The sequence below is a fragment of the Agarivorans sp. JK6 genome, from assembly GCF_045277145.1.
Classification (GTDB): domain Bacteria; phylum Pseudomonadota; class Gammaproteobacteria; order Enterobacterales; family Celerinatantimonadaceae; genus Agarivorans; species Agarivorans albus.
The window spans coordinates 1,868,759-1,884,664 of record NZ_CP113525.1 but is presented as its reverse complement, the minus strand read 5'-3'; the positions used below and the strand labels follow the sequence as shown (position 1 = coordinate 1,884,664).

At 43.5% G+C, this 15,906-nt stretch carries 14 protein-coding genes; 7 read left to right on the top strand and 7 right to left on the bottom strand.

Annotated features, from left to right (window positions below; genetic code table 11):
* Positions 1–23: 23 nt before the first annotated feature.
* On the bottom strand, positions 24–1,784 hold the full coding sequence (gene aspS / locus OV592_RS08950; RefSeq protein WP_406611141.1) for an aspartate--tRNA ligase: 1,761 nt from the start codon (positions 1,782–1,784) through the stop codon (positions 24–26).
* Positions 1,785–2,031: 247 nt separating this feature from the next.
* Between aspS and cmoA the strand changes: the two genes are divergently transcribed.
* A complete protein-coding gene (gene cmoA / locus OV592_RS08945) occupies positions 2,032–2,760 on the top strand; it encodes a carboxy-S-adenosyl-L-methionine synthase CmoA (protein WP_338625756.1) in 729 nt (242 codons plus the stop codon).
* A gap of 59 nt (positions 2,761–2,819) precedes the next feature.
* On the opposite strand, the gene OV592_RS08940 is transcribed toward cmoA, so the two are convergent.
* Together OV592_RS08940 and OV592_RS08935 are read right to left on the bottom strand one after the other, a co-directional pair.
* Positions 2,820–3,239 (bottom strand): HIT family protein, encoded by a 420-nt coding sequence (locus tag OV592_RS08940; RefSeq protein WP_406611140.1) that lies wholly within the window; start codon positions 3,237–3,239, stop codon positions 2,820–2,822.
* A gap of 58 nt (positions 3,240–3,297) precedes the next feature.
* The gene (locus OV592_RS08935) at positions 3,298–4,737 is read right to left on the bottom strand and encodes a hypothetical protein (RefSeq protein WP_406611139.1); all 1,440 of its coding nucleotides are present in this window, start codon (positions 4,735–4,737) and stop codon (positions 3,298–3,300) included.
* A 146-nt stretch (positions 4,738–4,883) separates the two neighbouring features.
* Here OV592_RS08935 and chrA point away from each other — a divergent pair, with 146 nt between their 5' ends.
* On the top strand, positions 4,884–6,050 hold the full coding sequence (chrA, locus tag OV592_RS08930) for a chromate efflux transporter (protein WP_406611138.1): 1,167 nt from the start codon (positions 4,884–4,886) through the stop codon (positions 6,048–6,050).
* Positions 6,051–6,092: 42 nt separating this feature from the next.
* On the opposite strand, the gene OV592_RS08925 is transcribed toward chrA, so the two are convergent.
* Positions 6,093–7,958: a methyl-accepting chemotaxis protein gene (locus OV592_RS08925; RefSeq protein WP_406611137.1), complete on the bottom strand. Its 1,866-nt coding sequence runs from the start codon at positions 7,956–7,958 to the stop codon at positions 6,093–6,095.
* Between the two features lie 108 nt (positions 7,959–8,066).
* On the opposite strand from OV592_RS08925, the gene OV592_RS08920 reads away from it, so the two are divergent.
* The 5 genes from OV592_RS08920 (at position 8,067) to OV592_RS08900 (ending at position 13,149) form a co-directional block, all read left to right on the top strand.
* Positions 8,067–8,783, top strand: coding sequence for a hypothetical protein (locus OV592_RS08920; protein WP_406611136.1), 717 nt, complete (start codon positions 8,067–8,069; stop codon positions 8,781–8,783).
* Positions 8,784–8,903: 120 nt separating this feature from the next.
* On the top strand, positions 8,904–9,878 hold the full coding sequence (gene cmoB / locus OV592_RS08915; protein WP_016403405.1) for a tRNA 5-methoxyuridine(34)/uridine 5-oxyacetic acid(34) synthase CmoB: 975 nt from the start codon (positions 8,904–8,906) through the stop codon (positions 9,876–9,878).
* 72 nt (positions 9,879–9,950) lie between these two features.
* The gene (locus OV592_RS08910) at positions 9,951–10,664 is read left to right on the top strand and encodes an ATP-dependent zinc protease (RefSeq protein WP_016403406.1); all 714 of its coding nucleotides are present in this window, start codon (positions 9,951–9,953) and stop codon (positions 10,662–10,664) included.
* Between the two features lie 5 nt (positions 10,665–10,669).
* Positions 10,670–12,193: an inactive transglutaminase family protein gene (locus tag OV592_RS08905; protein ID WP_040307570.1), complete on the top strand. Its 1,524-nt coding sequence runs from the start codon at positions 10,670–10,672 to the stop codon at positions 12,191–12,193.
* Complete coding sequence (locus tag OV592_RS08900) at positions 12,193–13,149, top strand: alpha-L-glutamate ligase-like protein (RefSeq protein WP_016403408.1); 957 nt, start codon at positions 12,193–12,195, stop codon at positions 13,147–13,149. Before OV592_RS08905 ends, OV592_RS08900 begins: the two co-directional genes overlap by 1 nt.
* A 75-nt stretch (positions 13,150–13,224) precedes the next feature.
* Here the strand turns inward: OV592_RS08900 and purF are convergent, their stop codons facing one another.
* From purF to OV592_RS08885, 3 genes are all read right to left on the bottom strand, one after another.
* On the bottom strand, positions 13,225–14,748 hold the full coding sequence (purF, locus tag OV592_RS08895; RefSeq protein ID WP_016403409.1) for an amidophosphoribosyltransferase: 1,524 nt from the start codon (positions 14,746–14,748) through the stop codon (positions 13,225–13,227).
* A gap of 14 nt (positions 14,749–14,762) precedes the next feature.
* Positions 14,763–15,254: a CvpA family protein gene (locus OV592_RS08890; protein ID WP_016403410.1), complete on the bottom strand. Its 492-nt coding sequence runs from the start codon at positions 15,252–15,254 to the stop codon at positions 14,763–14,765.
* Between the two features lie 77 nt (positions 15,255–15,331).
* On the bottom strand, positions 15,332–15,904 hold the full coding sequence (locus OV592_RS08885; RefSeq protein WP_406611135.1) for an SPOR domain-containing protein: 573 nt from the start codon (positions 15,902–15,904) through the stop codon (positions 15,332–15,334).
* Between the last annotated feature and the right edge of the window lie 2 nt (positions 15,905–15,906).

Sequence of the window (15,906 nt, the reverse complement as noted above, 5' to 3'; positions counted from 1 at the left end):
CGCCTTTTTTACTTTGCTTAAAACTACTCAGGCAGTTTTACATTTAATGCTAACTCTTCGAGAGCTACCGGGTTAGCTGCACTAGGTGCACTAGTTAGCGGACAAGCCGCAGTGGCAGTTTTAGGGAAAGCCATCACGTCGCGAATTGAGCTTGCACCAGTCATTAACATCACTAAGCGGTCTAAACCAAAAGCTAAACCTGCGTGTGGTGGAGCACCGTATTGTAGAGCTTCTAACAAGAAACCAAACTTCTCTTGTGCTTCCTCATCACTAATACCTAGCACTTTAAAGGCCGCAGCTTGCATATCTTGTTTGTGAATACGCACACTACCACCACCAAGCTCACAGCCATTTAGCACCATATCATAGGCATTAGATAATACACCTGCTGGAGACGCGGCCAATTGCTCGGCCGATACACCAGCTACTGGAGCGGTGAATGGGTGGTGAATCGCGTGGAATTGACCATCCACCTCTTCAAACATTGGGAAATCTACAACCCAAAGCGGTTTCCACTCATCAGATACTAAGCCTAAGTCTTCACCCACTTTCAAACGAAGTGCGCCCATCGCTTCACATACAACGTTAGCTTTATCTGCGCCAAATAAAATCAAGTCACCATCTTGCGCACCACTGCGCTCAACAATGCCTTTGGCAACTTCTTCGTTTAAGAACTTAAGAATAGGAGATTGTAAGCCCTCAAAACCTGCAGCTAAGTCATTCACCTTCATCCAGGCAAGACCTTTAGCCCCATAAATCCCAACATATTTGCCGTAATCATCAATTTGCTTACGAGAAAGTGTTGCGCCACCCGGTACACGTAATACCGCTACACGGCCTTTTTCGTCATTTGCAGGGCCTGAGAATACTTTAAACTCAACATCTTTAAGCAAGTCAGCAACATCTACCAACTGCATAGGGTTTCGTAAATCGGGCTTGTCTGAACCGTACAAACGCATTGCTTCTGCGTAAGTCATTTGCGGGAACTCGCCAAGATCTACGTCTAACATCGAAACAAACAACTCACGAACCATTTGCTCGGTAACAGCCATTACTTCGTCTGAGCTCATGAATGAAGTTTCAATATCAATCTGCGTAAATTCCGGTTGGCGATCAGCACGTAAATCTTCATCACGGAAACATTTTACGATTTGGTAGTAACGGTCCATGCCCGACATCATTAGCAATTGCTTAAAGATTTGCGGCGATTGAGGCAAGGCAAAAAACTGGCCTTTGTGAGTGCGGCTTGGTACCAAGTAATCACGCGCGCCTTCTGGCGTAGCTTTGGTAAGAATTGGCGTCTCAATATCTAAGAAGCCATTGTCTTCCATAAAACGACGAACAAAGCCGGTTACTTTGGCGCGGAACACCATACGCTCGCTCATTTCAGGGCGACGTAAATCTAAGTAGCGGTATTTTAAGCGCTGCTCTTCCGAGTTGTCTTGATTGCTATCTAATGGCAATGGTGCTGAACGGTTTAAAATCTCAAGCTCTAAACCTAACAACTCAACTTCACCAGTACGCATATCGCTATTTATCTGGCTATCTGGACGAGCACGCACACGACCTTTTAGTCGAACACAAAACTCATTACGCAAGCTATTTGCTGTGCTAAATACGTCTTCACGATCCGGATCAAACACCACTTGCACAATGCCTTCTCGGTCACGTAAATCGATAAAGATTACACCGCCCAAATCACGGCGTCGATTTACCCAACCCACTAAATTTATTTCTTGATCAACTAGCTCTTTGGTTACTTGTCCACAGTAAACAGTGCGCATTTGGCCTTTCCCGTTTTACGTTTTAAAATTTCAGCGAATAATCATCTTGAACAAAGCTCTTGTTAGCTTTGTTCAGTGAAAGGGCGATAGTATAAAGGAAAGCGACTACAAATAAGAATAGTGATAGAGCAATAAATCTAGCGAAGGACTTAAATTTGCCAAAGACAAGCAGGAAATTGCTGGTTACAATAGCCCGCTTTACGATTATTAGCACTTAATTCACACACGTTTTCTACGAGACTCCGCCATGCAAGGCAAAGATAAACTTTTCTCTCAACCCATTACTCAGCTGGGCGAATTTAAATTTGATGATCAAGTTGCGGAAGTATTCCCCGACATGATTCAACGTTCTGTGCCTGGTTACAGCAACATCATTTCCACCATTGGACACTTAACTGAACAGTTCCACCAGCCTAATAGCAAGCTGTATGATTTAGGCTGTTCTTTAGGCGCAGCCACACTTGCGATGCGCCGAGCGGTAAAACAAGAAAACGTAGAGATTATTGCCGTAGATAACTCACCTGCCATGGTTGAGCGCTGCCAAAAACATTTAGATGCTTTTCGTGGCTCTGTGCCAGTTGCCGTTATCTGCGAGGATATTTGCGATATTGAAATAAGTGAGGCGTCTGTAGTAGTACTTAACTTCACTCTGCAGTTTGTTGCCCAAGAACAACGTTTAACGTTGCTGAAAAAAATTCACAAAGGCATGAAGGCTGGCGGAATATTAATAGTGAGTGAAAAATTTCATTTTAGCCAAGCAAGTATTCAAGGCTTAATTAGCGAACTTCATCTAGATTTCAAACGAGCTAATGGCTATAGCGAACTAGAAATCAGCCAAAAACGCAGTTCTTTAGACAATGTACTGGTACCAGATACCATAGAGCAACATAAACAACGTTTTGCTGACGCAGGTTTTTCGGCCAGTGAACTTTGGTTTCAGTGTTTTAATTTTGGCTCATTGGTGGCCATTAAGTAACTCTGAGCCAGTTAGCCGAGCCTGCTCTTAAATAAAAGCAGGCTCTAGCTATTATGTCGTTAACTCGCCAATAAGGCTGAGATTTTATCTGCAAAAGGTTGCAGGCTTTCATTGTCCACCATGTTTCTAGCATGGCTACGCGCTTCGGCTAAAGAGCCAGGAATAATATGGAAATGAATATGAGGAACCGTTTGCCCAGCAGCTGCGCCATTAAATTGCACTAAACTCACGCCTTCAGCATCCATGGCCTGCTTAACCGCTTTTGCCACTTTTTTCACCGTTTTAATGGTGGCAGCAGCGGCGTCATCAGACAGGTCCAGTAAGGTCTCAGCAGCTTCTTTAGGAATAACTAAGGTGTGGCCATCTGCTTGCGGCATAATATCCATAAACGCCAAGGTGTGTTCATCTTCATAAACTTTTAAGCAACTCATTTCACCACGTAAGATTTTAGCGAAGATATTGTTGGTATCGTAACTCATAGTCTTTATTCCTAAATATTTTATATAGTTAGCAAGATACTAAAGGAAGTGTAAGGCATTATTGCACACCTAAATCTTCTAACAAGTAAGCTTGGTCAAAATACCGTTCGCCAACAAAGCTTATTGCATGGTCACCAAAGCGACGCAAACTACCCGGTTGCTTTACTCCCATTGGCCAAAAAAACCAACGCTCCAAGCGCTGCGAGCCATGAACATAGCCCTGTCTATCAAATACGCTTTGTGTCAGATCAGCTTTAGCCAATAAATTTAATTGCTGCCAAGCTAAAGACTGGTACTCAATGGTTTTTAGCTCAGTATTTTCTTCGGCCGGAGCTAATCCCACAATTTGATGCGTATCGGCACTAATGCTAATACGCATTTTAGTTTGAGCATCCACCCTATACATCAATACTGGCTCTTGGGCACTATCTTGCAAAGCTTGATAGGGTTGGCCTTTTGGCAGCATGAGGGTATACCAGCAGCCACAGAGATGAATACTATCGTAAGCCAGTATCTCTAACTGAGGAGTTAAGTGAATACGAAAAATAACTGCATCGTGCTGCCCAGCTACCCAATCAACAGCGCTAAGTTTAGGGCGTTGTTTAAACCACATAACATAATTGAGTTGAATGGTGGTTTGCTGCTGGTATCTGCCATAGCTAATAAGTGAGAAGCTAGTGGCTGTATCGATATCTACTTGCAACTGTTGGCCCTGCCAAACCGGCTTACCTGGCAGGTTATCTTGACTCGAATTTTCTATTAACCACTGTGGCGCAAACTTATTCAGCAAGCGCTGAGCTTGCTGCTCATTACTTAACTGCCCTAAGTGATTAAGGCTTAATGGCGTTGCCAAGCCATGTTTAAGCGGTTTAGGGATATATAGGACAGCTTGTTCTTGCTTAAACCCAGAATAGGCTTTTAGTGACGCTTGCTGCCAATGCGCTTTTAAGCTCTGCTGTTCTTTTTTAACGGCGCTAGCAAATACTTTGGAGCTAATAGGATATATGCCAAAAAATTTTGCGGTATCTGAGTAATCATCATCTGGTAATAAGCTATCTAGCAGCTCTGCGCTTTGTGTTGCTTGAGCTAAATATTGTTGTTTAGCTTGCGCCACACAGCTATCAATAAAAGTACTTTGTGAATACTCTGGATAACGTTGCTTCCATTCACTCATTTGTTGACTAGTTAGGTTCTGCCACTCTAGCAATAAACCCGTTTTAGCAGCATCGCTCATATAGCTGATAAGATCTTGCTGACCAATATCTGAGCCACTATCTCGCTCACTAATAAAGCTGTAAATAAACCGATCGTAGCGCAAGCCAGGATGCTTGGGTATACGCTTGGCATTGAGCGTTCCAACCTCGCTGCTAAGCAAATGGTCTAAGTCAGTTAACGCCCCTTCGCAAGAATACCTCTCAGGCTTAGTACTACAAGCTTGCATCAGCAAGATACCGAAGATTAATAGCCAACGCTTTAAGGCATTATTATGAGCACTCATGAAAAACGACCTATTCCTTTAATTCGTTCAATGCCAATTAAGCTTATTTCACTGCAGTAACTAAGTACATGCTAAACAATTTGCTAGAGGAAATATTTCTGTAACAAAAGCTTCATAAAATCTGATTTTTGCTTATTACATTAAGAATGATGACAGCAATAATAGAAGTATTTATCACCTTTCTTCGCTTGGGTTTGGTCAGTTTTGGTGGCCCAGCTGCGCATATTGGCTTTTTTAAACAAGAGTTTGTTGATAACCGAAACTGGATGAGTCAGCAAGAATATGCAAACTTGGTTGCTTTAAGCCAGTTCCTACCCGGCCCAGGCTCTTCGCAAGTGGGTTTTGCTATAGGTTTGCGCCGCGCAGGAAAGCTAGGTGCAATAGCGGCTTTTATTGGCTTTACCCTGCCCTCAGCAGTCCTCATGACAGCCTTGGCTCTAGCGGCAAGCTATAGCAATAATAATCCTTTAGTGTTGGGGCTAATCGCTGGTTTAAAGATTGCTGCTTTGGTTGTTGTAGTGGATGCTGTTCGCCAAATGTACGGTCAGTTTTGTAGTAATTTATATTTAAGCAGTGCTTGTTTTATCACTGCGTCCGCTTTGTTATTGCTTCCAAATTTAAGTACTCAACTACTGTGTTTAGCTATTGCGGCAATTGCAGGATTTTCCTTGCACAAAAAACTACTCGCGCTCAAGCCCTTAGAACCCAAACAAAATAAACCATCCGGCTCCATTAAACTGCCTTATTTAGTGGTATTTGGTGCGTTGCTTTTACTGGCCTTTTTAGACCTGCCACAGCTAGCGGCAAGCTTTAGTCAATTTTATCAAGCAGGCAGTTGGGTATTTGGTGGTGGTCATGTTGTTCTGCCACTGCTACAACAAACCTTGGTTAACGAAGTAAACCAAGAACAGTTTTTAACCGCCTACGCTGCAGCGCAAGCGGTGCCAGGCCCAATGTTCACCATTGCGAGTTACCTTGGGGCAATAGTTGGCGAACAAAATCCTATTGTTTATGCCTTAGTTGCCACAATAGCAATTTTTCTACCGGGTTTTCTGTTAGTTTTGGCCTTTGTTGATGCCTGGCAAGCCCTAGCCAATCAGGCTAAGTTCTCTGCTGCAATGCAAATGGTAAACGCGGCAGTGGTTGGATTACTTGTTGCGGCGCTATATCAACCTATTTTCACCAGCGCTATCCACTCTAACTTAGAGGTAGTATTAGCCTTGTTAGGTTTTTGCTTGTTGCGGGTGTTTAAGTTGCCGCTTTATGTAATGTTAATTTGCCTTGGCGGTGCAGGGTTAGTATTTTTGAGTTAAAACAAAAAGGCCTGCTTTCGCAGGCCTTTTATATTGAAACACCTATATTTTAAACGCGCCAACTTCTTTATGTAACTTGTCAGCGATTTCATCTAGTTCGGTCGCCCGCTGCGAGCTACCAGCAGCTTGTTCAGCGAGCTCTAAAGACGCATCTTGAATGCCTTGAGTATTACGCCCAACCTCTTCGGTGACCGCTCTTTGCTCTTCTGCAGCACTAGATATCTGCGTGGCCATATCACTAATGTGAGTAATTGAGTTAGTAATATTTTCCAGCATTTCTGCAGCTTTAGTTGCTTCTTCAACACTTATTTTTACTAACTGCTGACTTTCGTCCATGGTTTGAACAGTGCTATGGGTATTGCCCTGTAAACGCTCTAACATCGCTTTAATTTCTTCAGTTGAACTTTGTGTACGTTGCGACAAATTACGAACCTCATCGGCAACAACGGCAAACCCGCGCCCTTGCTCGCCGGCTCGTGCGGCCTCAATAGCAGCATTTAACGCCAATAAGTTGGTTTGTTCGGCAATACCCTGAATAGTCGATAAAATATCGCTAATTTCCTGGGTGTTTCTCTCTAACTCTTGCACGGTTTCTGCCGCGCCGTCTAATTGACCAGCCAAACTATTCACTTGCTGTTGGTTTCGCCCAATCAATACTTTACCTTGCTCACAAGAATCGGCTGATTCACGCGCAGCTTCGGCCGTTTGTTCAGCATTGTTAGCCACTTCATTGGCAGTGGCAGCCATCTCATTAACAGCGGTTGCTACTTGGGTCACTTCAGCTTGCTGGCGTTCAATCTGCAGGTTAGATTCACTGGTTGAATTATTGGTAAGCGCTGCCGCTTGCTGTAATCGGTCTGCGTCTTGGGCGATGTCTTTCATCAGCTCATGTAATTGGTCGATAAAACGGTCTACGCCGTCTGCTAGCGCGCCTATCTCATCATTGCGCTGCATGTTAATTCGCTTGGTTAAATCGCCGTCACCCGAAGATAGCTCACTAATCGCCTCGCCTAAAACTTCAATTGGCTTCAACATCGCAGAAATCACTTTAAGCATTACCACAGCAATGATGACAAAAAGAATGACCGCAAAAATCACTGAACTTTGCACCATGGCTTGAACTGGCGCCAATGCCAATTTCTTGTCATAAACAAACATCAAGTACCATTCGGTACCTTCAATTGGGCTTATACTTACAAAACTGTCTTTGCCGCTAACTTGTAATTCACTCAATTCGGCTGTGCGGGCAACTTGCTCAATAAAACTCGCACTAAGTTCAGGAGACAACTCCGTGGCTTGCTTAAGCACCATGTTGTTATCACCATGGATCACCACCAAACCTTGCTGGTCAACAATCACCGGATAAACTTGTTCGCTGGCTAGGTTTAACACGCGTTGAGTCACCACATCTAAACCTAAATCACCAGCGTAAACGCCACCACTGACTCTTTGTGCCACCGATATAACCATTTGCCCAGAAGTGGCATCGACATAAGGGTCTGAGACAAACGAACCATTAGCCTGCGCCCCCTTATACCAAGGCCGGGTTCTTGGGTCGTATCCGTCTGGCAGGGTTTCGTTCGGGTCATGCATGGTCATTTCACCTTGGCTACTACCAAAGTAAAAATAAATGAAATCGCCACTTTGCTTGGCTTGCACTAAATCAGACACAAAGCTTGATGAATTAGGATCCGACGACATCCCTCTTGCAATCGCAAGTTTAGAGTCGAACCACAGGCTTACTTGGTCGGTAGCTGCTTGAGCTAACTGCTTTGCATCTCCCGCAATATCTAAACGTGTTTCTTGGGATAAGGTTCTTGCTTGGAACCAAGCTTGCACACCACTTAACACCGCTAACAGGATTAAGATTGTTAAGATTAAACGTTGTTTAATCGATAAATTACCCATCAATTACCCCTTGCCAGCTTCCTGCTGTATTTATTGTTGACCATTTGTCTTGTTACTTAGATTTTGTGCTAGCATCATTGTGTTCACACTAACCCTATGTATTTAATTATGATTTTTATAGAAAGAGTTTTAGCCTCAGTTGCGTTACTTAGCTTTAGCGTTCAAGCCACTGTGCAAGTGGAGCAACTGGATTATGACTCACTGCTCATCAATGATTGTTCTCAGTCTGCTGTCACCATCAGCGCTACTCAGTCATCTGTGATGACTCAGCTTGAGACGCTTTCAGCTGAAGCGCGCTCTACAATTAATGATAGTATCTTGGTGGCTACTCTTCCCTCTTTAAATATCGACGCACAGCAACAAAACTATAGAACTTATTCACCTAACAACAAAAAGATAAACTTCAACTCAAGTAAAAGTGCTCACTTCCCCTTATCTTATGCTTGGCAAGAGCAAAGTTTTGAGTGGTTTAGCGCTTATAATTCTAACCAAAGCCAGCTAAAACCGGCCCCCTACTTAGCACTTGCTCGATACCAGGGACAAACACTGGCACTAGCAAGTATCAGTAGCCATGATAACCAACAGCTACTTAGCGCTTTACGTGATGATTTCATCGCTCAACGCAGCCCTTTAGTTTTATTTGTTAGAACGCACGAGCCGCTAAACAACTCCACTATCAACGCATTTCACCAGCTGGGCATGCGCCTTCACTTTAAAGATCAACTCATCATCGCAAGCAAAGCTATAGATGCCTGTGATAGCGGCAACTGGAGAGATGAAAACGGGCATAGTATAAATTGGATAAAAATCGACAAGGTTAATTAGAACAATTAGTGAACAAATGCCCATTTTAGCCAAGTATCTTTAGCGCTTTATCACCAATAAGCGCTAAAGCTTGCTACAATTAGCCGCATATACCTACGTAATATCAAGCTCTTGTAACCAATGATAGACTTCTCTGACTTTTACCAAATAATTGCCAAAAACCGCCTTAAGCATTGGCTTTATACACTTCCAGCACAATTAGGTGACTGGCAAAAAGAACATGCTCATGGTGACTTCCCACGCTGGCAGCGCGTACTTAATAAATTTCCTCAACAAACAACTGCTCATATAGAACTTAAAGATAAAGTCAGTATTGGTAAAGCTGAAGAAATGCCTGAAGGTGAGCGAAAAAAAATTGAGAGTTTGCTGCGCCACTTACACCCTTGGCGTAAAGGCCCATTTGATGTTTATGGGATTAATATCGACACAGAATGGCGTTCCGATTGGAAGTGGGAGCGCATCCGTAATCATATCTCTCCACTTAAACATCGCTATGTATTAGACGTAGGTTGTGGCAGCGGTTATCACATGTGGCGAATGCTAGGAGATGATGCAGAGTTTGTAGTAGGCATCGACCCTTCAACCCTATTCCTCATGCAATTTGAAGCCATTCGCAATTTTGCCAACAATGACCAACGCGTTCACTTATTGCCTTTAGGTATTCAAGAGCTCCCTAAATTGCGCGCCTTTGATACGGTATTTTCTATGGGAGTGCTATATCATCGTCGCTCACCCATGGACCACCTTATTCAGTTAAAAGAACAATTGCATAAAGGTGGAGAATTAGTACTTGAAACTTTGGTTGTAGATGGCGACGAAAACCAAGTGCTCGTGCCTGCTGGCCGGTACGGCAAAATGCCCAATGTTTGGTTTTTGCCCAGTACCGCAGCCTTAAAATTATGGCTAGAAAAAGTCGGCTTTGTTGATGTACGAATTGTCGATATTGACGTTACCTCAACCAAAGAACAAAGAAGTACCTCATGGATGACTCACGAGTCACTCGAAGACTACTTAGACCCAAATGATAATTCGAAAACTGTAGAAGGGCTACCGGCTCCCAAACGTGCTGTTTTAATTGCAATTAATCCAGACTAAACAGTTTTCATACGCTATGCTAAAACAAACACTTAAACCGCAGTTTTTACTTTTGCCTAATGGATTTGAACTATGAAAAAGCTTTCGATAATTTCATTGTCTCTTGCACTTACCGCTTGTGCGAGCCAACAAGCCTCTCAATCTAACGACCAAACTCTAGAACAATTATCAGCGCTTTCGGCTCAGCAGGCTTCAGTGTTAAGCCAATGCGAGTCGATTTCTGAGCAACTAGAAGCTCAACAGCAACGTTTTGATCAGCTTGAAGATAAAGTGGTAGCCATAGCCCCAGTGCCAGTTGCGACTTCCAAATCAACCCCACAGAGCTGCAGCAAGCAAACAAGCTACAAGCTTGGCAACAAAACCGTGTTAGGTGAATCTGAATGGGTAAGTTTAGAAGGGCAAAAAAATGCCTTCCAAGCACGAATTGATACTGGTGCGGCAACATCATCACTTAATGCCACAGACATTGTGAAATTTGAACGTGATGGTAAGAACTGGGTACGCTTTAACATGCGCCACAATACGCTTGATAGCGATATTATTGTAGAACGCCCAGTAGTGCGGACTGCAGAAGTTACTCAATCATCAACCAACAAAGTGGATAAACGCCCAGTTGTTTCGATGTTAGTTAAGTTAGGTCCAATTTCAGAAAAGACCCAATTTACCCTAACCGACCGCAACCATCTTAGTTACCCAGTGCTGCTAGGACGTAGCTTTCTAAAAGATATAAGTGTGGTAGATATAAGCCAAAAGTTTACCCAAGCGAAGCCGACATTTAAGGATTAATGCCCATGAGTTCTCGCAACATATTTTACTTTATTGTCACCCTGTGCATGCTGATAGGAATAAGCATGACACTCTACCGCCATGTTCAATTTGAAGTACCTTGGTTTCCTGGCGAAAAGCGCCAGATTTGGTCAATTGAAGCCAAGGTAGAATTTGACGCCAAAGGCGAAAGCGTTGAAGCAGTGCTTGCTTTACCATTAACCCAACGTGGTTATACACGTATTCATGAATCAACAGCGTCATTAGCTTATGGCTTATCTTTTGTAAACGACCAAGATAACCCTCGCGCCATCTGGACTAAGCGCACAGCCGACGGCCACCAAGAAATGTACTATAAAGTAGACTTCTTGGTAGACCCTAAAGCGGCAGATATTTATCAGCCGAAAATGCCTGATACACCGTTTACCGAATATCCAGAACCCTACTTCACCGCTGCTAATCACTTAGCTAAGCAAGCCGAAGAAGTTTCAGCTGATGCCTATAGCTTTACTCGCGAGTTAATTAAAGCTCTGACCGGTGAAACTGCCAGTAAAAGCCAAAATACCGGTTTAATTTTAGATTACAAACCTAAAAACCGTTTAGTGGTAGACCTACTAAATAATGCCGATGTGCCTGCACGTATTGTTCGAGGCTTACAGCTAGAAGATGGCCGCCGCCGTCAAGGCATTACTGAATACATTCAGGTTTTTAAAGACGAAAATGACTGGCAGATTTTTGATTTAGCAACCGGAACTCAAGGCCGGCCAGACAACACCCTATTGTGGGAATACAATGGCAATAGCTTGCTAGAAGTTGTTGGCGGTAAAGACTCACAAGTGACTTTCTCAATGTTACTGGTTGAGCAAAGTGCCCAGTCAGCCGTTGCCCCTAAAATCAGCGAAGCTGATTTTCTTAACTTCTCTATCGATAGCTTACCTTTAGAAGAGCAAGCGCTATTTAAAGGCATTTTGCTTATTCCAATTGGCGTATTAATGGTGGTTTTGCTACGTGTACTTGTTGGCCTTAAAACCTCGGGTACCTTTATGCCAGTGCTAATCGCCATGGCATTTATGCAAACCTCACTAATGACTGGTTTAATCGGATTCCTACTGGTAGTTGGAACAGGCCTAGTGATTCGTGGCTACCTCTCCCATCTGAATTTGCTGCTGGTATCGCGAATATCCGCGGTGATTATTACGGTGATCGGTATTATCTCTATCTTCAGCGTAATGAGTTTTAAAGTAGGCTTAACGGAAGGTTTGAAAATCACCTTCTTCCCAATGATTATTCTTTCGTGGACCATCGAACGGATGTCGGTACTGTGGGAAGAAGAAGGCCCTAAAGAAGTAGTTATGCAGGGTGGCGGTAGTTTACTAGTAGCCGTTCTCGCTTTCTTAGCCATGAACAACGAATACGTTCGCCACTTAACCTTTAACTTCATGGGCATTCAATTCATTGTACTAGGTATCATTTTAATTCTTGGTAACTACACTGGATACCGCCTATTAGAACTACGTCGCTTTAAGCCTCTCGCGGATAAGGAGGGCTAATGCTTAGTCAATTCACTAGCCCTTTTAAACTTGCCCGCAAGGGCATTATGGGGATGAACCAACGCAATACTGGCTATATCGCCCGGTACAACCCGCGTAAACTTTATCCACTAGTCGACAATAAACTTAAAACCAAGATCATTGCTCAGCGAGATGATGTCACCATACCAGCACTTATTGGCGTAGTGCGCACTCAACATGATATTCAATCAATCATTCCCTTACTGCACAAACACCCTGGCTTTGTGATAAAGCCTGCTAAAGGTTCTGGTGGCAAAGGTATATTGGTTATTACTAAGCAAGAGTCTGGGGTGTTTTTTAAACCCAGTGGAGCACCCGCGCATGAAGAAGATGTGAAGCGTCATTGCTCAAACATCTTAGCCGGTTTGTTCTCACTTGGCGGCAGCCCCGATGTTGCAGTAATTGAAGCGCTAATTGAGTTTGACTCTTGTTTTGATGGGTTTAGCTTTGAAGGTGTGCCAGATGTTCGGGTAATCGTTTTTCAGGGTTACCCGGTGATGGCAATGATGCGCCTGTCTACAGCAGCTTCAGACGGTAAGGCTAACCTACACCAAGGCGCTGTAGGTGTTGGTATCGATATCGGTTCAGGGCGAGCTTTACATGCAGTTCAATTTGATAGGCCGATAGAAAAACACCCTGATACAGACCGACCGCTTAAAGAATTAGTGGTTCCTCATTGGCAGCGCTTGCTTGAACTAGCATCTAGTTGTTATGAGATGTCGGGGATGGGTTATTTGGGTACCGACATGGTATTGGATAAATCGAATGGCCCAATGCTGTTAGAACTTAATGCCCGACCAGGCCTGGCTATTCAAATAGCCAATGGCGAAGGTATTTTGCCTCGTCTTAAACTTGTAGAAAAGATCATTGCCGAAGGCATTGAACGCAATCCGCTCGAGCGAGTTGAGTTCAGTAAAACTGAATTTTCTAGGTAGATTTGCACTTAAGAGCAGAACAAAAAAGCACCCATAATGGGTGCTTTTTTTTATTCTAGAGCAATATCAAAAGGATTAGCTACCTTCGTTATGCAACTCTAGGTTTGCTACTTCTTCGTGAGCCTGAACAGCCTTTGCATCATTGTTACGTAGCTGATCCAAATAGTTCAAGTAGTCTTGGTCAATATCGTTAGTTACATATTTCCCGTTGAATACTGAAGTTTCAAAAGTTTGGATCTCAGGGTTACTTTCACGACAAGCCACAATTAGGTCTTCTAAGTCTTGGAAAATAAGACCGTCAGCGCCAATCAACTGGCAAATTTCGTCAACTTCGCGGCCATGAGCAACCAACTCGTTAGCCGAAGGCATATCAATACCATATACGTTCGGGAAACGGATTTCAGGAGACGCTGAAGCAAAGTAAACTTTGTTTGCACCTGCTTCACGAGCCATTTCAATAATCTGCTCAGAAGTAGTACCACGAACAATCGAGTCGTCAACTAACAGTACGTTTTTGCCTTTAAACTCTACATCAATCGCGTTCAATTTACGGCGAACCGATTTACGACGCTGAGTTTGACCCGGCATAATAAAGGTACGGCCAATGTAGCGGTTTTTAACGAAACCTTGGCGATACGGTAAATCAAGATGCATGGCAATTTGTAAAGCCGTGTCACAGGATGTCTCAGGAATTGGGATCACTACATCAATATCTAAATCATCCCATTCGCGAGCAATTTTCTCGCCTAACTTGGTGCCCATGTTAACGCGTGCACCGTATACCGAGATTTTATCGATAATTGAATCAGGACGAGCAAAGTATACATACTCAAAAATACACGGATTGTGAGCCGCATTTTCGGCACATTGCTGAGTGAATAACTGACCATCTTCAGTTACATACACCGCTTCACCTGGCGCAACGCTGCGCACAAACTCAAAACCAACTGCATCAAGTGCAACACTTTCTGATGCCACCATGTATTCCATTTTCTCTGGATTTTCATCGCTGGTTTTCTTACCCAGTACCAAAGGACGAATACCGTTAGGGTCACGGAATGCCACCATACCTTGGCCAATGATTAACGCAGCTACGGCGTAAGCACCACGAATTTTCTTGTGTACACGGCTAACCGCAGTGAACACTTGTTTTTCGCATAACTCATCTTCCACAATGCTATCTAGCTCATGGGCTAGTACATTAAGCAGCACTTCTGAATCAGAAGTAGTGTTGATGTGACGTCGAGCGCGCTTAGCCATCTCTTCGCGTAACTCTTTAGCATTGGTTAAGTTGCCATTGTGTGCCAAGGCTAAACCAAAAGGAGAGTTAACATAAAAAGGCTGAGCTTCTGCTGCGCTAGAGCTACCTGCGGTTGGATAACGCACGTGACCAATACCCAAATTACCACGTAAACGCTGCATGTGTTTAACTTCAAACACATCTCTTACCAATCCGTTGGCTTTGCGTTGTTTAAACATACCTTCGGTAATAGTAACGATACCCGCAGCATCCTGACCACGATGCTGTAAAACTGTTAGCGCATCATAAATCGCTTGGTTAACGGGACTAGCACCGACAATGCCGACAATACCACACATGAAGCTTTTCCTTATTAAGATTGGTAGTTATGTAAAAAACTAGAAGAATCTTTTAAAAACTCAAAAAACCATTGAACAATCACGGTGAATTCGGGAATCAATAACGACCCTTTCCACCATGAGGATTCTGGAAAACCGGTAAACGACAATACAAACAGCAAAGCGCTTACCACTAATGCCCCTCGGATAGCCCCAAAACAGATCCCCAGTACCCTATCGGTACCGGTTAAACCCGTTGAGTTGACCAAGTGACTAAATAAGTAATTAACCAGCGCACCAAGTACAAGGGTGGCTATAAACAGCAAAACAATGGCTACGCCACTGCGATAATAGGGATTTTCAATGAGAGTGAAGTAACTGGATAGATCGTGATAAAACTGCGATGCGATGAAAAAAGCCGCTACCCAAGAGACCAGCGACAGGGCCTCTTTAACGAAGCCGCGAACCAAGCTAATTAATGCCGACAATACTATTACGCCGATGATGACGTAGTCTACCCAAGCCATAAATTTTCTACTTGTTGAAAAACGCTGCGAATTCTACCAGAAACAAAAATAAAATGCGTGCTTGTATTTTTTCATACTTACTTAAACAAAGGATCAAACTCGCGAATTTTTCCGCTTAAGCCTGTGAGTTCCTTCAATTTACTTTGTTGCAGTTCTAATGTTTTTTTAGATACATTTGGCCCCACAAACACCCTATTTAACTCCCCTTCTACAGCGGGCTCTGGGTATGAGTGAGCTTGAAAACCGGCTTCTCTTAGCTTTGCAACCAAACGCGTAACATTTTGAGAGTTTTTAAATGTGCCCAGTTGAACAATATAGGCCGGCTTAGCAAATTCAAGCTGTGGAGCATCCACTGGCTCAGTGGCTGGCTTTGTTTCACTAACTGTCGAAGTGCTCGTTGCCTGTTCTGAACTAGCTGCTTGCTCGGTGCTACTTTCATCATCAGCAAATTCAGTAGCGACCAACTCTTGCTCATTGGGCAAATCGATAAGCAGAGGGGGGAGTGAGTCAACTTTTGGAGCAAAAGGGATCGCATTGAACTCTTCTTCAACTCGCGTTTTTTTTCCATCAAGAATATCAGGAATAATGATTACTCCCAACGCGACCAAGAAGATGGTGCCCACTAAGCGGTTTTTAAACTGTGCAGTCAATG